The sequence below is a fragment of the Pseudomonas sp. BJa3 genome, from assembly GCF_026343815.1.
GTDB lineage: Bacteria > Pseudomonadota > Gammaproteobacteria > Pseudomonadales > Pseudomonadaceae > Aquipseudomonas > Aquipseudomonas soli.
Window position 1 is genome coordinate 285,048 of sequence record NZ_JAOXMC010000005.1, and the last position, 19,545, is coordinate 304,592.

Consider the following 19,545-nt stretch of genomic DNA (forward strand, 5'->3'; position numbering starts at 1 on the left):
ATGAAATACCGCCTGGGCGACCTGCGGGTCGAAGCCCATCCCGAGAGCTGGGCCGCGCCCACTGCCACGCTGATCGGCAAGGTGCGTCTGCAGGCCCGGGCCAGCGTATGGTTCGGCGCGGTACTGCGCGGCGACAACGAGTTGATCGACATCGGCGAGGACAGCAATGTCCAGGACGGCACGGTGATGCACACCGACATGGGCTCGCCGCTGACCCTTGGTCGCGGGGTGACCATCGGCCACAACGCCATGTTGCATGGCTGCACGGTAGGCGACTACAGCCTGGTCGGCATCAACGCGGTGATCCTCAACGGGGCGCGTATCGGCAAGCACTGCATCATCGGCGCCAACGCCCTGGTCCCCGAGGGCAAGGAGATACCCGATGGCTCGCTGGTGATGGGCTCACCGGGCAAGGTGGTGCGTGAGTTGACCGAGCAGCAGAAACGCATGCTCGAGGCCAGCGCCGCCCATTATGTGCACAATGCCCAGCGCTATGCCCGTGACCTGGTGAGCGACGATGACTGACGAGCGGCCCGTGGCCTCGCCCTGCGTCAATGTCTGCGCGCTGGACGAGCAGGATATCTGCACCGGGTGCCAGCGCACGGTGAGCGAGATCACGCGCTGGGGGCGTATGGACAATGCCGAGCGGCGCGTGGTGTTGCAGCGCTGTCATGAGCGGGCGGTGGCGGCCGGGCTGATCATCGGTCTGTAGAGCCGACGCCCGTGGCGCGGGCTTGTCCCGCGATGGTGCCGGCGCTAATCTGTGCGGCTGGCCCTCCGAAAACGCAGACCATGTTCTATCTCATCGCCTACATCAGCAGCGTGGTGCTGATCAACTTCGCCTTTTCCAGTGCGCCGCACCTGGACGTGATCTGGTCCGCCTGGGGCGGGTTGGTGTTCATCCTGCGCGACATGGTGCAGACCCGCTACGGCCATGGCGCGTTGTTGGCCATGCTGGTGGCGCTGGTGCTGTCCTATATCACCTCCGAGCCTGCCATCGCCCTGGCCAGCGCGACCGCGTTCTTCGTCTCCGAACTGATCGACTGGCTGGTGTTCAGCGTTACCCGGCGCCCCCTGCGCGACCGCCTGTGGCTGAGCTCGGCGCTGAGCATCCCGGTGGACACCTTCATCTTCTTCGGCATGATCGGTGCCCTGACGCCTGCGGTAATCGGCACGGCGATGGCATCGAAGTTCGCCGGGGTCACGGCGGTGTGGTTGATCATGGCCTGGCGGGCACGGCGCGCGGTGGCCACATCCTGATGTAGAATACCGGTCCATTTTTCAGCGGGCGGCAGCCAGCGTGGCGCGGCCCCGGACGCCTTCGAGGACCTAAAATGACCCGTATCGGAACCCCACTGTCGCCCACCGCGACCCGTGTACTGCTGTGCGGCTGCGGCGAGCTGGGCAAGGAAGTGGTGATCGAGCTGCAGCGCCTGGGCGTCGAAGTGATCGCCGTGGACCGCTACGCCAATGCGCCGGCGATGCAGGTCGCGCACCGCAGCCATGTAATCAACATGCTCGACGGCGTGGCCCTGCGCGCAGTGATCGAGGCGGAAAAACCGCACTACATCGTTCCCGAGATCGAGGCCATTGCCACCGCCACGCTGGTCGAGCTGGAAAGCGAAGGTTTCAATGTCGTCCCCACCGCCCGCGCCACCCAGCTGACCATGAACCGCGAAGGCATTCGTCGCCTGGCTGCCGAAGAGCTGGACCTGCCGACCTCGCCGTACCATTTTGCCGACACCTTCGAGGATTACAGCAAGGCGGTGGCCGACCTGGGCTACCCGTGCGTGGTCAAGCCGGTGATGAGCTCGTCCGGCAAGGGCCAGAGCCTGCTGCGCGGCGCCGATGACCTGCAGAAAGCCTGGGACTACGCCCAGGAAGGCGGCCGTGCCGGCAAGGGGCGGGTGATCATCGAAGGCTTCATCGACTTCGAATACGAGATCACCCTGCTCACCGTACGCCATGTTGGTGGCACGACCTTCCTCGCGCCGGTCGGCCATCGACAGGAGAAAGGTGACTACCAGGAGTCGTGGCAGCCCCAGGCCATGAGCCCGAAGGCATTGGCCGAGTCGCAGCGTGTGGCCCAGGCGGTCACCGACGCGCTGGGCGGCCGTGGGCTGTTCGGTGTAGAACTGTTCGTCAAGGGTGACCAGGTCTGGTTCAGCGAAGTGTCGCCACGCCCGCACGACACGGGCCTTGTGACCCTGATTTCCCAGGATCTGTCGCAGTTCGCCCTGCACGCGCGGGCCATCCTCGGCCTACCGATCCCGGTGGTGCGCCAGTTCGGTCCGTCGGCGTCGGCGGTGATCCTGCCTGAAGGCCAGTCGCAGCAGACCAGTTTCGCCAACCTGGGCGCGGCGCTGAGCGAGCCGGATACTGCCATCCGCCTGTTCGGCAAGCCGGAGATCAATGGTACCCGGCGCATGGGCGTGTGCCTGGCGCGTGATGAATCGGTCGAGGCGGCACGAGCCAAGGCGACCCGGGCTTCGCAGGCGGTCAAGGTCGAGTTCTGACCTCAAGCGATTGCGGGGCAAGCCCGTTCCCACGCCAGATCAGTCTGGCGTGGGCTTGCCCCGCGATTGATTCAAAGCTCGGTATTACGCGTTTCTTTCAGGCACAGCACGGCAATCAGGCTGATCAGCGCCGCCGCCGACACATAGCCTCCCACCCAGCTCAAGCCCCCCATGCTCACCAGCTTCTGGGCAAAGAACGGTGCCGCCGAGGCGCCGACGATGCCACCCAGGTTGTAGGCCGCCGAGGCGCCGGTGTAGCGCACATGGGTCGGGAACAGCTCCGGCAGCAGCGCGCCCATCGGGGCGAAGGTCACCCCCATCAGGAACAGCTCGATGCTCAGGAACAACGCCACCCCGGTAGTCGAGCCCGAGGTCAGCAGTGGTTCCATGGCAAAGCCCGAGGCGATGGCCAGCAGCGCGCCGGCGATCAATACTGGCTTGCGCCCGTAACGGTCGCTCAACCAGGCCGACAGGGGCGTGGCCAGGGCCATGAACACCACGGCGAAGCACAGCAGGCCGAGGAAGGTTTCGCGGCTGTAGCCCAGCGTGGACACGCCATAGCTCAACGAGAACACCGTGGAGATGTAGAACAGCGCGTAGCACACCACCATCGCCGCAGCCCCCAGCAGGGTCGGCAGCCAGTATTGGGAAAACAGCTCGATCACCGGCATCCTGACCCGCTCCTGGCGGGCCACGGCCTTGGCGAACACCGGGCTTTCCTCGAGTTTCAGGCGCACATAGAGCCCGACCAGCACCAGTGCTGCGCTGAGCAGGAACGGAATGCGCCAGCCCCACTCGCGGAACTGCTCGTCGCTGAGCACCAGGGCCAGGGTGAGGAACAGGCCGTTGGCGGCGAGGAAGCCGATCGACGGGCCCAACTGCGGGAACATGCCGAACCAGGCGCGCTTGCCCTCAGGGGCATTTTCCGTGGCCAGCAGTGCCGCGCCGCCCCATTCGCCGCCCAGCCCCAGGCCCTGGCCGAAGCGCAGCACGCAGAGAATGATCGGTGCCCATACGCCGATGCTGTCATACCCGGGCAGCACGCCGATCAGGGTGGTCGAGACGCCCATCAGCAACAGCGAGGCGACCAGCGTGGACTTGCGCCCGATGCGGTCGCCGAAGTGGCCGAACAGCGCCGATCCCAGTGGCCGGGCGAGGAAGGCGATACCGAAGGTAAGGAAGGCCGCCAGCATTTGCGCGGTGCCGGAACCGGACGGGAAGAACACTGGCCCGATCACCAGCGCGGCGGCGGTGGCGTAGACGTAGAAATCGTAGAACTCGATGGCGGTGCCGATGAAGCTGGCGGTGGCCACTCGGGCAGGCGAGTTGACCGGGGCCGCCGAGGCAGGTTCGGCGTAGGTGCTGCTGGTAGTCATGCGAAAGTCCCTGACAGTCATGCTCCATGGGGCACGGCCCATGTGGCGGCCACACGGGAGCCGGAGCGTATTGTTGTTGGTCGCCGCCTGACGATAGCCCAAGGGAATAGGCGCTGAAGCGGTGGCTGCTCGGGGTGCTGAGCAGGGCCGCGGGGCGTGTCAGTGGGGCGGACTGGCCGTCGGACGCCGGGTGCGGGTAGCGGGCGGGACGGCAGGGCTGGGTAAGCGTGACCCGAGTATAACTATCGAGCCAGTGTCCAGACCAGTACCTTGCTTGCGCAATTATCCTCCGTTTCGAGGATTTCCAGCCGATATCTGCCAATTTTCAGGCATACAGCGCTTTCTGGAATGCTTTCAAGTGCTTCGGTGACCAGGCCGTTGAGGGTTTTCGGCCCGCCATCGCAGGGCAGGTGCCAGCCCAGGGTGCGGTTGATCTCGCGCAGCGAAGCCATCCCTTCGATGACGAAGCGGCCATCGGGCTGAGGGTGGACATGGGGGTTGTCCAGGCTCTGCTCGTCCTCGAACTCGCCGACGATCTCTTCGAGAATGTCTTCCAGGGTAACGATACCCAGGACTTCGCCATACTCATCCACTACCACGCCCATGCGTCGCTGCTGCTTGTGAAAGTTCAGCAGCTGCATCTGCAGCGGTGTGCTTTCGGGCACGAAGTAGGGCTCGTAGCAGGCCGCCTGGAGCTTCTCCGGGGTGAGCTCTGCCCGTGGCAGCAGGTGGCTGATCAACTTGGTGTTAAGGACGGCCTCGACCTGGTTGATGTCGTCGTGATAGACCGGCAGGCGCGTGTGACGGCTGATGATCAGTTGCTCGATGATCTGCTCGATGGGATCGTCGAGGTTGATGCCGTCTACTTCGTTGCGTGGTACCAGGATGTCGTTGACGGTGATCTTGTCCAGCGCCTGCAGACCCTCCAGCAGGCCGTGCTGGCTGGTCTCGGTAGGTTCGTCTTCGTCGAATGTGGCGCCCTGCTGCGGGTGCAGTGCCACCGCGGTGGGTTGCAAGCGGAAAGGGCGCAGGATCACTTTGGCGCAGCCGTCTAGCAAGCAGCCCAGCGGCTGCAGCAGCGCCAGCGGCAATTTCAGCAGGTTGCCGCCCAGGTCCAGGAAGGCTTGCGGGTTACGGCGTGCCAGGCGGCGCGGCAGGTAGTCGGCGAGTACCAGCAGGGTGACGCTGGCGCCAAGGCCGGCCAGCCAGAAACCGTGTTCGCCGCTGTAGCGCTGACCAATAAGGCAGGCCAGGCCCAGTACCAGCAACTTGCCGAGGCTGGCGCCCAATACCAGGCCCTGGGCCGGCAGGGTCGGGGCACCGTGGCCATTGAGCTGCTGGCGGGCGCAATCTACCGCGGTGAACAACGCCGACCACAGCAGGGCCAGTGCGATGATGCCGAGCAGCGGGGCGTACGGCAGAGTGTCCATGGGCGGCCGTCAGATGTGCAGGATGAATTCGCGGACCAGCTTGCTGCCGAAGTAGGCCAGCATCAGCAGGCAGAAACCGGCCAGGGTCCAGCGGATCGCCTTGTGACCGCGCCAGCCCAGGCGAGTGCGACCCCACAGCAGCACACTGAAGACGATCCAGGCAACGCAGGCCAGCAGCGTCTTGTGCACCAGGTGCTGGGCGAACAGGTTGTCGAGGAACAGCCAGCCGGAGATAAGCGACAGCGACAGCAGCCCCCAGCCCGCCCAGAGGAAGCCGAACAGCAGGCTTTCCATGGTTTGCAGCGGCGGGAAGTTGCGGATCAGCCCGGACGGGTGCTTGTGCTTGAGCTGGTGGTCCTGCAGCAACAGCAGCAGGGCCTGGAACACGGCGATGGTGAACAGGCCGTAGGCCAGTATCGACAGCAGGATATGGGCGAGGATGCCTGGCTCTTCGTTGATCAGCGGCACCGTGCCGGGTGGGGCGAACTGGGCCAGCAGCGCGGTCACCGCGCCGAGCGGGAACAGCAGCACCAGCAGGTTTTCCACGGGGATGCTCAAGCAGGCGAGCAGGGTCAGGCCGATCACCGCCACGGCGATCAGGCTGGCGGCGCTGAAGAAGTCGAGGCTCAGGCCCAGAGACGTGATCAGCTGGAAGAACAGGGCACCGCCCTGGGCGATGACCGCCAGGGTGCCGAGCAGGGCAAGCAGCCGTTTGTCGGCACGGGCGCCACGGGCCAGGCCAGTGGCCTGGAAGATGGTCGCGGCCAGATAAAGGAAGGCGGCGAGCAGGTTGGGGATGAGGCTGGGTGAAGAGAACATAAGTCCTGGCGTGCAAGCCCTAAAGGGACGGAGTTTGGCATAGAACGCGGTAGGCAAGGAAGACTGCGCATCAATCGCGGGGCAAGCCCGCTCCCGCGATCTACGTGAGGCAGCCAGGCCTGAGCCGCATGATTGGCCGGTGGTCCAGCGCGAGGTGTGCGTCTATCCCAGTCTCCGCTATAATCGCCGCCTTGTTGTGCCCAGCGTGTGTGCATTTCCACTTGGGCGCCTGAAAAACCTCGGCTTCAATGGGCCTGAAAGGATCACCATGTTCGAAAACCTGACCGACCGCCTGTCACAGACGCTGCGCCATGTCACCGGCAAGGCCAAGCTGACCGAAGACAACATCAAGGACACGCTGCGCGAAGTGCGCATGGCCCTGCTCGAGGCCGACGTCGCCCTGCCGGTGGTCAAGGATTTCGTCAACAGCATCAAGGAGCGTGCGGTCGGCACCGAAGTGTCGCGCAGTCTGACCCCAGGCCAGGCGTTCGTGAAGATCGTCCAGGCCGAGCTGGAAAGCCTGATGGGCGCGGCCAACGAAGAGCTGACCCTCAACGCCGCCCCGCCGGCCGTGGTGCTGATGGCCGGTCTGCAAGGTGCTGGTAAGACCACCACCGCCGGCAAGCTGGCGCGCCACCTGAAGGAACGCAAGAAGAAGAGCGTGATGGTGGTGTCGGCCGACGTCTACCGTCCGGCGGCGATCAAGCAGCTCGAGACGCTGGCCAATGATATCGGCGTGACTTTCTTCCCGTCCGACATCAGCCAGAAGCCGGTGGCCATCGCCGAAGCGGCGATCCGCGAAGCCAAGCTCAAGTTCATCGACGTGGTGATCGTCGATACCGCAGGTCGTCTGCACGTCGACGCCGACATGATGGACGAGATCAAGGCCCTGCACGCCGCGGTCAAGCCGATCGAAACCCTGTTCGTGGTCGACGCCATGACCGGCCAGGATGCCGCCAACACGGCCAAGGCCTTCGGCGATGCGCTGCCGCTGACCGGCGTGGTGCTGACCAAGGTCGACGGTGACGCCCGTGGCGGTGCCGCCCTGTCGGTGCGCGCCATTACCGGCAAGCCGATCAAGTTCATCGGCATGGGCGAGAAGACCGAGGCCCTCGAGCCGTTCCACCCCGACCGGATCGCTTCGCGCATCCTCGGCATGGGTGACGTGCTCAGCCTGATCGAGCAGGCCGAGCAGAACATCGACAAGGAAAAGGCCGACAAGCTGGCCAAGAAGTTGAAGAAGGGCAAGGGCTTCGACCTCGAAGACTTCCGCGATCAACTGCAACAGATGAAGAACATGGGCGGCCTCGGTGGCCTCATGGACAAACTGCCGAGCATCGGTGGCGTCAACCTGTCGCAGATGGGCAACGCCCAGGGCGCGGCCGAGAAGCAGTTCAAGCAGATGGAAGCGATCATCAATTCCATGACCCCTGCCGAACGTCGCGACCCTGATCTGATCAGCGGTTCGCGCAAGCGCCGCATCGCCCTCGGTTCCGGCACCCAGGTGCAGGACATCGGCCGGCTGATCAAGCAGCACAAGCAGATGCAGAAGATGATGAAGAAATTCTCCGCCAAGGGCGGCATGGCCAAGATGATGCGCGGCCTCGGCGGGATGCTGCCGGGTGGCGGCATGCCCAAGATGTAAGTGAATTCGGGCGACTGTCTTTTTATGAAGACAGTCGCCCAGCCCCCGCTTCGGCGGGAACAGTGCCGCCAAACGGCGGCTTAACCGGCAGATCTGAACGGTGGGTCAAGCGCTCGCCGAAAAAGGCATTTGCAAATGTCCGTGTATTCCCCGAGAATATGCGGCCTTTTGGGCACCCGTGTGCCCATTGGGCATTCAGTTTTGCAGCACCGACTATAGGAACGATGTTCACATGGTAACCATTCGTCTGGCCCGTGGCGGCTCGAAAAAGCGCCCATTCTACCACCTGACCGTGACCAACTCGCGTAACGCCCGTGACGGCCGTTTCGTTGAGCGCGTTGGCTTCTTCAACCCGATCGCATCGGGCGCCGAAGTCAAGCTGTCGGTCAACCAAGAGCGCGTCACCTACTGGCTGAGCCAGGGCGCACAGCCGTCTGAGCGTGTTGCTCAGCTGCTGAAGGAAGCTGCCAAGGCTGCAGCCTGAGCAGTATGAACGCGACGCCAGAAAAGGCTGATGACCTCATCGTCGTTGGCAAGATTTTTTCGGTTCACGGCGTTCGCGGCGAGGTGAAGGTGTATTCCTTTACCGATCCGATTGAAAACCTGTTGGATTATCCGCGCTGGACGCTTAGGCACGAAGGCAAGGTAAAGCAGGTCGAGCTGGTCAGCGGTCGTGGCTCCCAAAAGGGCCTGGTCGTGAAATTGAAAGGTCTCGAGGATCGTGATGAAGCCCGTCTTCTGAGCGGTTACGAAATCTGCATTGCGCGGAGCCTTTTGCCCAACCTGGCAGCCGACGAGTACTACTGGTACCAGTTGGAAGGCCTGAAGGTCATCAATCAGGACGAACAGCTGTTCGGCACGATCGATCACCTGTTGGAGACCGGTGCGAACGATGTAATGGTGGTCAAGCCTTGCACAGGCAGCCTGGATGATCGCGAGCGTCTGTTGCCCTATACGGAGCAATGCGTGCTGGCAATCGACCTGCAGGCCGGTGTGATGCGAGTCGAATGGGACGCGGATTTCTAGACGATGGGTAGCCTTCGCGTAGAAGTCATCACGTTGTTCCCCGAGATGTTCTCGGCCATCACGGAGTACGGCATTACCAGCCGAGCGGTGAAACAGGGGTTGCTGCAAGTGACCTGCTGGAACCCGCGGGACTACACCACAGATCGCCACCACACCGTGGATGATCGGCCGTTTGGCGGTGGTCCGGGCATGGTGATGAAGATCAAGCCTCTGGAAGACGCCCTGGTTAGCGCCAGGCAGGCGACCGGAGCTGCGGCAAAGGTGATCTACCTTTCGCCACAAGGCCGCAAGCTGACCCAGCAGGCGGTCAAAGGCTTGGCCGAACAGGAATCGTTGATCCTGATCGCCGGCCGTTATGAAGGCATCGACGAGCGCTTTATCGAGGCTCATGTCGATGAGGAGTGGTCGATTGGCGACTATGTGCTTTCCGGTGGCGAGCTGCCGGCCATGGTACTGATCGATGCGGTTACGCGGCTGCTGCCCGGAGCTTTAGGGCATGTGGACTCGGCGGAGGAAGATTCTTTCACCGACGGTCTGCTGGATTGCCCGCACTACACCCGACCCGAGGTGTATGCGGATCAGCGTGTACCCGACGTGTTGCTTAGTGGCAACCATGCACATATCCGGCGATGGCGGATGAAGCAGTCCCTTGGTAGGACCTTCGAACGACGCGCCGATCTTCTGGAAAGTCGCTCGCTTTCTGGAGAAGAGAAGAAGCTGCTCGAGGAATACCTCCGCGAGCGGGACGATAGTTAAACGTATCGATGGTGGATCGCGTTATCCATCTTAGGAGCACAGCATGACCAACAAGATCATCCAGCAGCTCGAAGCCGAGCAGATGAGCAAAGAGATCCCGACCTTCGCACCAGGCGACACCATTGTCGTCCAGGTCAAAGTGAAGGAAGGCGACCGCTCGCGTCTGCAGGCGTTCGAAGGCGTCGTTATCGCCAAGCGTAACCGCGGTCTGAACAGCGCCTTCACCGTGCGCAAGATCTCCAGCGGCGTTGGCGTAGAGCGTACCTTCCAGACCTACAGCCCGCAGATCGACAGCCTGGCCGTGAAACGTCGTGGTGACGTGCGTAAAGCCAAGCTGTACTACCTGCGTGACCTGTCCGGTAAAGCAGCTCGCATCAAGGAAAAACTGTCCTGAGTACAGTTTGTCCGGTGGCCTAGGCCCCCGTGCGAGAAAAAGCAGCCTTCGGGCTGCTTTTTTGCGTCTTGAATCTTGCCTTTGCGATGTGACTCCGAGATGACAACCCGAGACCAGGAAATCCAGCGCCGCACCGAACTGTCGGTGACCCGCGTGACCAAGGCGGTGTTCCCCAACACCACCAACCACCACAACACCCTGTTCGGCGGCACGGCGCTGGCGTGGATGGACGAAGTTTCGTTCATCGCCGCCACCCGTTTCTGCCGGCTGCCGCTGGTGACCGTGTCCACCGACCGCATCGATTTCAAGCACCCGATTCCGGCAGGCTCGATCGTCGAGCTGGTGGGAACGGTGATCAAGGTCGGCAACACCAGCCTGCAGGTGCAGGTGGATGTGTTCGTCGAGAACATGTACCTCGATGGCCGCGAGCGGGCGATCCATGGCGTGTTCAGCTTCGTCGCCATCGACGAGGACAAGCGCCCGGTGCCGGTGCTGCCGTTGGCCTGATTGCCAAAGCGCTGGTTTGACGCGTCCCTGTAGGAGCGGCTTCAGCCGCGATCACCCGCAAAGCGGGTGCCAGGCCCCGCGACGCATTCGTCGTGGCTAAAGCCGCTGTTGCAGATCAATGTGCCCCAGGATGCTCGGTCAGCTTTGGCTCAACCAGTGCCACCAGTGTCCACCCAGACTGCGGCTTGAGCGGATTGTCCGGGCTGGCCACATGCACCCAGCCTTGCCCGTCGCGGGCGAACAGCAGCGTCGCCCGTGGGCCATGCAACTGCTGGTAGTCGCCCCAGCCGAAGGCCTCGGTCAGCGTGGTGCTGTACAGCTCGGCACCCTGATGCAGCAGTTTGGCCAGCTGCCCATAGGTCATCGGGCTTGCCCCCAGCAACTGTCCGCGATGCTCTTCGCTGGCCCGATGCTTGTCGCTGCGCTGTTTCTCCAGGCCGCTGGCCAGCACGAACAGCCGGGCGTGGCCGAAGTCATGACGAAAGCGCGCGCAGGCCAGGGCATTGAGTTCGCCCGCCGGCGACAGCCCCAGCAGGTGTCCAAGCCCGACCAGGTCGAGGTGGGCGTCGGCGTGCTGCGACGCGGGGTTGCCGAAGTAGGTCGGCAGGTTGTCCATGCGCGCAGCGCGGATGTTCTCCCAGCTCGAGTCGGTCAACAGTACCCGGCAGCCCAGTTGTTGCAGGGCCTTGGCGATGGCGCGCGCAGGTGGGTTGGCACCGACCAGGAGAAACCCGCTCGGTGCCGGTTCCGCCACCTTCAGCAGGCGCGCCAAGGGGCGTGCGGTGGCGCTTTGCAGGACCACGGTGCCGATGATCACGGCAAAGGTCAGTGGCACCAGTAGCAGTGCGCCCTCATGCCCGGCCTGGTCCAGGCGAATGGCGAAGATAGCCGAAACCGCCGCGGCGACGATGCCCCGCGGCGCGATCCAGGCCAGCAGCGCGCGTTCCCGCCAGTTCAGCGGCGATCCCAGGGTCGACAGCAACACGTTCAGCGGCCTGGCCAGCAACTGGATCACCAGCAGCAGTGCCAGCACCGCTGGGCCCAAGGCGAGCAGGGCCTGCAGGTCGAGGCGCGCCGCCAGCAGGATGAACAGGCCGGAGATCAGCAGCACGCTGAGATTCTCCTTGAAGTGCAGGATCTGCCGCACATCCACGCCGGGCATGTTGGCCAGCCACATGCCCATGACCGTCACCGCCAGCAGGCCCGACTCGTGGACGATCTGGTTGGCGGCGATGAAGATGCCCAGCACCGCGGCCAACGACGCCAGGTTGTGCAGATACTCCGGCAGCCATTGCTCACGCATGATCTGCCCGAGCAGCCAGCCTCCGGCGACGCCAAGCGCGCTGCCGCAGAAAATCACCCCGGCGAAGGTCGCCAGGCTGTGGCTCAGGCCTTCGCCAGCGGCGCTGGCGATGATGAAGCTGTAGACCACCACCGCCAGCAGCGCGCCGATCGGGTCGATGACGATGCCTTCCCAGCGCAGGATATTGGCGATCGTCGGCTTCGGCCGCACCACCCGCAGCATGGGGACGATCACCGTGGGGCCGGTAACCAGGGTCAAGGTGCCGAACAGGATCGCCAGGGGCCAGTCGAAACCCAGCAGCCAGTGGGTGGCCAGGGCGATCACCAGCCAGGTGCTCAGCGCGCCGACGGTAACCAGGCGATGCACCACGCTGCCGATCTCGCGCCATTGCGACAGGTGCAGGGTGAGGCTGCCTTCGAACAGGATCAGCGCCACCGCCAGCGATACCAGTGGCATCAGCAACGGGCCGAACAATGCCTGTGGTTGCAGCCAGCCCAGCACCGGCCCGGCGAGGATGCCGCACAGCAGCAGGAACAGGATCGCCGGCAGTTTCAGGCGCCAGGCCAGCCATTGGCAGAGCAGGGCGGCCGCGCCAATGCCACCGACGCTCAAAAGAATCTGCTGTTCGTTCATGCGGGCTCCCTCTGCATGCCATGTTGTGAAAGACTAAGCGTCATTTCGTCGTTTGCCACCGAGTTTTCATGCCTGCACTGGACCACCCGCTGATCGACCAGTTCCTCGATGCCTTGTGGCTGGAAAAGGGGCTTTCCGACAATACCCGCGCCTCCTATCGCAGTGACCTGGCCTTGTTCAACGGCTGGCTGCAGGAAAAGCACGTGCTGTTGCCCGATGCCGGGCGCGAACTGATCCTCGATCACCTGGCCTGGCGCTTCGACCAAGGCTACAAGCCTCGTTCCACCGCGCGCTTCCTGTCCGGGTTACGTGGCTTTTTCCGTTACTTGTTGCGTGAGCGTTTGATCGCCGTCGATCCGACCTTGCAGGTGGACATGCCGCAACTGGGCCGGCCACTGCCCAAGTCGCTGTCGGAGGCCGATGTCGAAGCCTTGCTGCAGGCGCCGGATCGCGGTGAGGCGATTGGCCAGCGCGACCGCGCCATGCTCGAAGTGCTGTATGCCTGCGGTTTGCGGGTGACCGAGCTGGTCAGCCTGACCCTGGACCAGGTCAACCTGCGCCAGGGCGTGCTGCGGGTGATGGGCAAGAGCAGCAAGGAGCGCCTGGTGCCGATGGGCGAGGAGGCGGTGGTGTGGATCGAGCGCTACCTGCGCGATGGTCGCGCCGAGCTGCTGGGGGGGCGCCCCAGCGACGTGCTGTTCCCCAGCCAGCGCGGCGAGCAGATGACCCGCCAGACCTTCTGGCACCGCATCAAGCATTACGCGCGGGTGGCCGGCATCGACAAGCCGCTGTCCCCGCACACGCTGCGCCACGCCTTTGCCACGCACTTGCTCAACCACGGTGCCGACCTGCGCGTGGTGCAGATGCTGCTGGGCCACAGCGACCTGTCCACCACGCAGATCTACACCCATGTGGCCAAGGCCCGGCTGCAGGAACTACACGCTTTGCATCACCCTCGGGGTTGACGCTCGGGCGATCATCCAGCAGATTTCGACACCTCAAACGCTCGATATGGAAATCAAGCATGACCAGGTTCAAGTGCCCTGCAGCCATGCCGTTGCCGGTCAGTAATGTCTGACGCCCTGTGGGCCGCCCGCGAGGGCGATGCGCTGATGCACACCTCGATGATGGCCGACATAGTCAGTGGCGTGCTGGAAGTGGCCGCCAACGTCGCCATCGGCATGCTGGCCACCGCGGCGGTAACCGCGGCGCTGGGCCTGACCGTGGTCACCGGCGGCCTCGGCTGCTTCGTGCTCGGCGCGGTGGTGGGCATCGTGGTCGGCGTGGTCATGAGCAAGACCGGGGCCGACAAGGGCTTGAGCAGTTTATGCGAGGGCATCGGCAACTTCCTGTTCCCGCCCTCGGTGCAAGCCAACATCCTCACCGGCTCGAAGAATACCCACACCAATGGCAAACCGGCCGCACGCGCTGCCGGCGTCATCGTTGCCGCCGCTGCGCCCGCCGGCAGCGACGCGGCTCAGTCGCCGGCCGAGGAGGAGGAAGAAAGCTTCCTCGACATGGCCAAGGGATTTTTCTCGCAGATGTGGCGGCCTACGGTCGCCAGCCCGGCGCCGAACACCGAGCCTGCCGACGACGACAAGATCCTCTGCAGCAAGCATCCGCCGATGCCGCCGCAGTACCTGGCCGAAGGCTCGAGCAAGGTCACCATCAACGGTCACCCGGCCTGTCGCAGCGGCGATCGCAGCACCTGCGAGGCGGTGATCGTCGACGCCGGGCTGGTCTCCGATAATGTGCGTATCGGCGGCGACTCGATCGTGGTCCGGGAGATTCGCAGCGGCAAGACCCCAGGCATCGGCCTGGCGATTACCGCCTTGATGATGCTGCGCGGGCGCGGCGGCAAGTTCTACAGCAAGTTCGGCTGCATGTTGATTGGCGGCATCGGCAGCGCCGTCACCAGCCAGGTTACCGGCGCGATCACCAGCGCCATCGCCGGCTCACCCAACCCGGTCCACAGCTCCACTGGCGCCAAACTGTTGAGCGGCGAAGCCGAGCTTGATTTCAGCCTTCCGGGCTTGATCCCGTTTGACTGGCAGCGCTACTACAACAGCCGGGATGAACGCCGCGACGGCCTGTTCGGTGCTGGCTGGAGCGTCGATTACGAAGTCTCCGTCGCTATCGAAGCGCATCCTGAAGGCGGCGAGCACCTGCTGTTCACCGATGAGCAGGCACGGGTCGTCGACATGGGCCATATCCCTCGTGGTGATGCCGTGTTCAGCGCCGGCGAAGGCCTCAGCGTGCGTCGCGCGCACAATGGCGAACTGCTGATCGAAAGCGTCGACGGTCTCTATCGTCTGTTCCAGCCCACCCCGAACAATCCGCAGCGCCTGCGCCTGGCGCAACTGGGTGACCGCAACGACAACCGCATCTACCTGGACTACGACAGCAACGGCCGCTTGCTCAGGCTGCGCGATACCTTTGATGTGGTCCAGGTGCAGTTGGTTTACAGCAGCCAATGGCCAGCCCGGGTCAGCCATATCGAGCGATGGTACAGCGACGAGTCGAACGAGCTGCTGGTCAGCTATGCCTATGACAGCAACGGCGACTTGGCCGAAGTCCGCGACGCCAGCGGCCAGGTGCAGCGGCGCTTTGCCTATGACCAGGGCCGGCGCATGGTCGAACACCAGCTGCCCAGCGGCCTGCGTTGCTTCTATGAATGGACTCGTGCCGTAGACGACTGGCGCGTGGCCCGGCACTGGACCGACGACGGTGACGAGTACCGTTTCGACTACGACATCGAAGCTGGCATCACCCGGGTCACCGACGGTTTGCAGCGGGTCAGCACACGCTACTGGAACCCGCAGTACCAGATCACCCAGTACACCGACGCCCTCGGCCACACCTGGCGTTTCGAGTGGAACGACGAACGCCAGTTGCTGGGCGCCACCGACCCGCAGGGTGGGCAATGGCAATATCTGTACGATGAGTCCGGCAACCTCTGCGAAAGCATCGATCCACTGGGCCGCAGCGAGGCGACCCAGTGGCTGGAGCACTGGTCACTGCCCCGGGTACAGACCGACAAGGCCGGTAAGCGCTGGCGCTATCGCTACGACCAGCGCGGCAACTGCAGCAGCGAAACCGATCCGCTGGGCCGCACCACCCGCTACCGCCATGACGAACGCGGCCAGGTGGTGGAGATCATCGATGCGGCGGGCAAGCACAAGCACCTGCGCTGGAACGAATTGGGCCTGCTGATCGAGCAGGTCGATTGTTCGGGGTACCCGACCCGCTTCAGCTATGACCGGCGCGGGCATCTGCAGGCGGTCACCGATGCCCTCGGCGAACGTACCGAGTACCAGTACGATGCCCAGGGCCGATTGCTCGGCTCGCAATTGCCCGATGGGCGCAGTGAGCACTATCAGCTTGATCGCAACGGCCAGCTCAACAGCTATACCGACCCTGCCGGGCACTCCACCCAATACCGCTATAACCGGCGTGGCCAGGTGCAGCAGCGTATCGATCCGCATGGTCGGCGGGTGCAGTTCAGTTACGACGCCTACGGGCGGCTGCTGGCGCTGACCAATGAAAATAGCGAAAGCTACAGGTTCAGCTGGGACCTGGCTGATCGCCTGACTGAACAGCAGGATCTTGACGGCAGCGCCAGCCGCTATCACTACGACCGGCTGGATAACCTCAGTTGCGTTGAGTACCTCCCCGCCCCCCAAGGCGATGCTGAAGCGATCATTCATCAATTGCACCGGGATGCCGTCGGGCGCTTGATCAAAAAGCGCACCGACGATGGTGAAACCCGGTACAGCTACGATCCCCTTGATCAACTGACGGCAATCAGCTTCACCGACAAGGCAGGCAACAGCGAGCAACTGGCCTTCACTTACGATGCCCTTGGCCAATTGCTGGAAGAGCACAGCGCCAGTGGTGTGCTGCAACATCACTACGACGAACTCGGCAACCTGATCCAGACCCAGCTGCCCGACGGCCGCTGGCTCAACCGCCTGTACTACGGCAGCGGCCATCTGCACCAGCTCAACCTCGACGGCAAGGTGATCAGCGATTTCGAACGCGACCGCCTGCACCGTGAAGTGCTGCGCACCCAGGGCCGGGTCAGCACCCGCAGCGAGTACGACCGCAGCGGTCGTTTGCGCTCACGCCTGCGCCGCCCCAACCACCAGCCGCCGCAACTGCCGGCTACGGTACAGCAACGCTTCGATTTCGACTCGGCAGACAACCTGATCGGCCGTTTCAACCAGCAGCCCGGCAGCCAGCACCAGCAATTGCTGCACTACGATGCCAGCGGCCGGATCATGGCCAGCCAGGACGCTGGCCAGGGCCAGAGCGAAACCTTCGCCTACGACGCCGCCGCCAACCTGCTCGATGGGCCGCAAGCCGGCATCGGCCTGGTGCGCCATAACCGCTTGCTCACCTACCAGGACAAACGCTACCGCTACGACGGCTTCGGCCGCCTGATCGAGAAACGCAGCAGCCGGCGTGGCATTCAACATTTCAGCTACGACGCCGAGCACCGCCTGATCCAGGTGCGCAGCCAGCACGGTGGGCGCGAACGGATACTGAACATGCGCTACGACCCGCTCGGGCGGCGTGTCGAGAAAAGCGAATATGACGATCAGGGCAATCTGCTCGACCAGACCCGCTTCGCCTGGGATGGCCTGCGCTTGCTGCAGGAGCATCGCCACAGCCAGACCAGCCTGTATCTGTATGTGGAAGACAGTCACGAACCTTTGGCTCGGGTTGACGGTACAGGGCAGTACCAGCAGGTGCGCTACTACCATACCGATCTCAATGGCCTGCCCGAACAGTTGACGGCTGACAGTGGCGAAGCGCTCTGGCAGGCACGCTATCAGGTCTGGGGCAATACCCTGCAGGAAGTGCGTGAGGCGCATTTCATCGAAGAGCAGAACCTGAGGTTTCAGGGCCAGTACCTGGATCGTGAGACTGGTCTGCACTACAACACGTTTCGGTTTTATGATCCGGATATCGGACGCTTTATCCAGACAGACCCGATCAGTCTGGCCGGTGGTATAAACCTCTATCAGTACAGTGCGAATCCGTTTGATTGGATCGATCCACTGGGGCTCTCCTGTGGACCTAGAAGGACCCGGCACGTTCCGAATCGCCACGTCCGGCGGCACAATGATGTAGGCAAAAGTAAATTCACGCCTGCGGAACATAGAAAGCTACAGGCAAAAAGCAAATACAGAAAGCCGAGTCAGTACAAGAAGCTAGAGGACAGAACCATGAAACAACCCACCAGAGTTATTCGTCAGAATGATGGTCGAATTCGTTATGAGCGTGATTATGGTAGGGTGATCGGTACACGGGGTGAGAAAGGTCATGTCACAATCTATGACCCTGTGAAGGATAAGGTAGTAACATCTTACCCCTCTCATTTTTAAGGTATTTTTTATGTTGGACTTCTCTTATTTGTCAGACAAGCGAGGCGATAAGCCTTTCCTTCAGCTAAGTGATGCTGACGTCGCACGCGTCCATGATGCCTTTGCTAGGTTACGCGAAAAAACGGGTGTTTATATTGATCCTTATGGTCGGACAAGAATCTATCCTGAACATCAAAAAATACTCATCACGCTCCTGTCGAAGGATGCGGATGGCAGCGTGCTTCTTTTTATTGATTTTTTGAAAGTTGCCAGTGAGGCAGATGAGGTTTTGCTGGCAGACGGTGATTGATAGGGTGTCGTAGGCAGGTGAGGTGTTCCAAGATTTGCCAGAAACCTCAAAGGCTGTGCACTCATATATTCAAAGGGTGGCAATGAAAAGTAGAATCATTGTTGAAACCTACGTTAAAGTTTTCGACGGTTTTGTTGACTTCTTTGAGTTTCAAGGCGAGGAACGCCGCCTGGATCAAATTGAAGGGGCTTTGGTTCTATCGATCAATGGTAAAAGTCTAATTGACCAAAGCATGTTTGATTATGTCGACGACCTGTGGAGCTATTTGTCAGAGGGACTGCTGAAGGTCAGTGAGGGGCAATCGTTCAGCTGCTTTTTTCCGGACCAGCCAATCGAAGTCAAACTTACCCCTGCCAATGGTCGTCTGCAGGTGAGCGTCAATTGTCACAGCGAGGTGTCTGTCGCCGCCGATAAAGATGAATTTGTCAGGGTCATGAGCGAACACGCACGCAAATTTTTCACTCGGTTGCAGGAGATAGAGCCTGGCGCTAAAGGTACTTGCGACTACGCATTGGGACACCTGAACAAAATTCGTCGGTAACCGCCGCCCCTGGCGCACGCAGCCTTGCGCTCCCGATCAAGCACGCCTCGACCGCCGTCGCTTCTGTGGTAGGCTTGGGCGGTTTGCACCGAGGGCCGCAATGACACCCCGATTTCAGCACGGGCGTGCTGCATCCGGCCCCCTGTCCGCCTTCAGGAGTTCCCATGCGCGTGACCCAGATTTTCGCTGCCGCCGCCCTGGCGCTGGCCAGTACCTTTGCCTTCGCCGCGGCCACCGATACCAATGCCGGTGCCGAGCAGGCGATTCGCAAGTCGTTGCAGAACCTCCAGCTGGAGGTTCCGATCGAAAGCGTTGCCAGCAGCCCGCTCAATGGCCTGTACGAAGTCAAGCTGCAGGGCGGCCGCGTGCTGTACGCCAGCGCCGACGGCCAGTTCGTCATGCAGGGCTACCTGTTCCAGATCCAGGACGGCAAGCCGGTCAACCTCACCGAGAAGACCGAGCGCCAGGGCATCGCCAAGTTGATCAACGGTATTCCGGCCGGCGAGATGGTGGTCTACCCGGCCAAGGGCGAGACCAAGTCGCACATCACCGTGTTCACCGACACCACCTGCCCGTACTGCCACAAGCTGCACGCCGAAGTGCCGGAGCTCAACCGCCGCGGTATCGAAGTGCGTTACGTCGCCTTCCCACGCCAGGGCCTGGGTTCGCCGGGCGACGAGCAGTTGCAGGCGGTCTGGTGCTCCAGTGATCGCCGCGCGGCGCTGGACAAGATGGTCGATGGCAAGGAAATCAAGGCAGCCAAGTGCGCCAACCCGGTCAGCAAGCAGTTCCAGCTGGGCCAGTCGATTGGTGTAAATGGCACGCCGGCGATCGTTCTACAGAATGGCCAGGTGATTCCGGGCTACCAGCCGGCGCCGCAAGTGGCCAAACTGGCCCTGGCCGAGAGCAAGTAACCAATT

Annotated in this window: 19 protein-coding genes; 15 read left to right on the top strand and 4 right to left on the bottom strand. The window is 62.7% G+C overall.

Annotation, left to right across the window (positions count from 1 at the left end):
* The 4 genes from OH705_RS08150 (at window position 1) to purT (ending at window position 2,516) form a co-directional block, all read left to right on the top strand.
* Entirely contained in the window at window positions 1–525 is a 525-nt protein-coding gene (locus OH705_RS08150; protein WP_023629805.1) for a gamma carbonic anhydrase family protein, read from the top strand.
* Entirely contained in the window at window positions 518–712 is a 195-nt protein-coding gene (locus OH705_RS08155; protein ID WP_023629806.1) for a DUF1289 domain-containing protein, read from the top strand. Before OH705_RS08150 ends, OH705_RS08155 begins: the two co-directional genes overlap by 8 nt.
* Before the next feature lie 80 nt (window positions 713–792).
* A complete protein-coding gene (locus OH705_RS08160; protein ID WP_023629807.1) occupies window positions 793–1,260 on the top strand; it encodes a VUT family protein in 468 nt (155 codons plus the stop codon).
* Between the two features lie 74 nt (window positions 1,261–1,334).
* Complete coding sequence (purT, locus tag OH705_RS08165; protein ID WP_023629808.1) at window positions 1,335–2,516, top strand: formate-dependent phosphoribosylglycinamide formyltransferase; 1,182 nt, start codon at window positions 1,335–1,337, stop codon at window positions 2,514–2,516.
* 71 nt (window positions 2,517–2,587) lie between these two features.
* On the opposite strand, the gene OH705_RS08170 is transcribed toward purT, so the two are convergent.
* From OH705_RS08170 to OH705_RS08180, 3 genes are all read right to left on the bottom strand, one after another.
* Window positions 2,588–3,892 carry an MFS transporter gene (locus OH705_RS08170; RefSeq protein ID WP_046854366.1) on the bottom strand — a complete coding sequence of 435 codons (1,305 nt, stop codon included), beginning with the start codon at window positions 3,890–3,892 and terminating at the stop codon, window positions 2,588–2,590.
* Window positions 3,893–4,134: 242 nt separating this feature from the next.
* On the bottom strand, window positions 4,135–5,322 hold the full coding sequence (locus tag OH705_RS08175) for a transporter associated domain-containing protein (protein ID WP_267301782.1): 1,188 nt from the start codon (window positions 5,320–5,322) through the stop codon (window positions 4,135–4,137).
* A 9-nt stretch (window positions 5,323–5,331) separates the two neighbouring features.
* Window positions 5,332–6,141, bottom strand: a complete 810-nt coding sequence (locus tag OH705_RS08180; protein WP_267301784.1) for a cytochrome C assembly family protein — start codon at window positions 6,139–6,141, stop codon at window positions 5,332–5,334.
* A 268-nt stretch (window positions 6,142–6,409) separates the two neighbouring features.
* On the opposite strand from OH705_RS08180, the gene ffh reads away from it, so the two are divergent.
* From ffh to OH705_RS08210, 6 genes are all read left to right on the top strand, one after another.
* Window positions 6,410–7,786 carry a signal recognition particle protein gene (gene ffh / locus OH705_RS08185; RefSeq protein WP_023629809.1) on the top strand — a complete coding sequence of 459 codons (1,377 nt, stop codon included), beginning with the start codon at window positions 6,410–6,412 and terminating at the stop codon, window positions 7,784–7,786.
* A gap of 232 nt (window positions 7,787–8,018) precedes the next feature.
* A complete protein-coding gene (gene rpsP, locus OH705_RS08190) occupies window positions 8,019–8,270 on the top strand; it encodes a 30S ribosomal protein S16 (protein ID WP_011535318.1) in 252 nt (83 codons plus the stop codon).
* 5 nt (window positions 8,271–8,275) lie between these two features.
* Complete coding sequence (gene rimM, locus OH705_RS08195; protein WP_023629810.1) at window positions 8,276–8,812, top strand: ribosome maturation factor RimM; 537 nt, start codon at window positions 8,276–8,278, stop codon at window positions 8,810–8,812.
* A 3-nt stretch (window positions 8,813–8,815) separates the two neighbouring features.
* A complete protein-coding gene (trmD, locus tag OH705_RS08200) occupies window positions 8,816–9,568 on the top strand; it encodes a tRNA (guanosine(37)-N1)-methyltransferase TrmD (protein WP_023629811.1) in 753 nt (250 codons plus the stop codon).
* A gap of 43 nt (window positions 9,569–9,611) precedes the next feature.
* On the top strand, window positions 9,612–9,962 hold the full coding sequence (rplS, locus tag OH705_RS08205) for a 50S ribosomal protein L19 (protein WP_023629812.1): 351 nt from the start codon (window positions 9,612–9,614) through the stop codon (window positions 9,960–9,962).
* 99 nt (window positions 9,963–10,061) lie between these two features.
* Window positions 10,062–10,469 carry an acyl-CoA thioesterase gene (locus OH705_RS08210; RefSeq protein WP_023629813.1) on the top strand — a complete coding sequence of 136 codons (408 nt, stop codon included), beginning with the start codon at window positions 10,062–10,064 and terminating at the stop codon, window positions 10,467–10,469.
* A gap of 115 nt (window positions 10,470–10,584) precedes the next feature.
* On the opposite strand, the gene OH705_RS08215 is transcribed toward OH705_RS08210, so the two are convergent.
* A complete protein-coding gene (locus OH705_RS08215; RefSeq protein ID WP_267301787.1) occupies window positions 10,585–12,405 on the bottom strand; it encodes a cation:proton antiporter in 1,821 nt (606 codons plus the stop codon).
* A 68-nt stretch (window positions 12,406–12,473) separates the two neighbouring features.
* Between OH705_RS08215 and xerD the strand changes: the two genes are divergently transcribed.
* From xerD to OH705_RS08240, 5 genes are all read left to right on the top strand, one after another.
* Window positions 12,474–13,370 (top strand): site-specific tyrosine recombinase XerD, encoded by an 897-nt coding sequence (gene xerD / locus OH705_RS08220; RefSeq protein ID WP_267301789.1) that lies wholly within the window; start codon window positions 12,474–12,476, stop codon window positions 13,368–13,370.
* Window positions 13,371–13,475: 105 nt separating this feature from the next.
* A complete protein-coding gene (locus OH705_RS08225) occupies window positions 13,476–17,795 on the top strand; it encodes an RHS repeat-associated core domain-containing protein (RefSeq protein ID WP_267301791.1) in 4,320 nt (1,439 codons plus the stop codon).
* A gap of 10 nt (window positions 17,796–17,805) precedes the next feature.
* Window positions 17,806–18,084, top strand: a complete 279-nt coding sequence (locus tag OH705_RS08230; RefSeq protein ID WP_023630107.1) for a hypothetical protein — start codon at window positions 17,806–17,808, stop codon at window positions 18,082–18,084.
* Between the two features lie 22 nt (window positions 18,085–18,106).
* Window positions 18,107–18,625 carry a hypothetical protein gene (locus OH705_RS08235; protein WP_267301793.1) on the top strand — a complete coding sequence of 173 codons (519 nt, stop codon included), beginning with the start codon at window positions 18,107–18,109 and terminating at the stop codon, window positions 18,623–18,625.
* Window positions 18,626–18,789: 164 nt separating this feature from the next.
* Window positions 18,790–19,539, top strand: a complete 750-nt coding sequence (locus OH705_RS08240) for a DsbC family protein (RefSeq protein WP_023630109.1) — start codon at window positions 18,790–18,792, stop codon at window positions 19,537–19,539.
* Window positions 19,540–19,545: the final 6 nt, after the last annotated feature.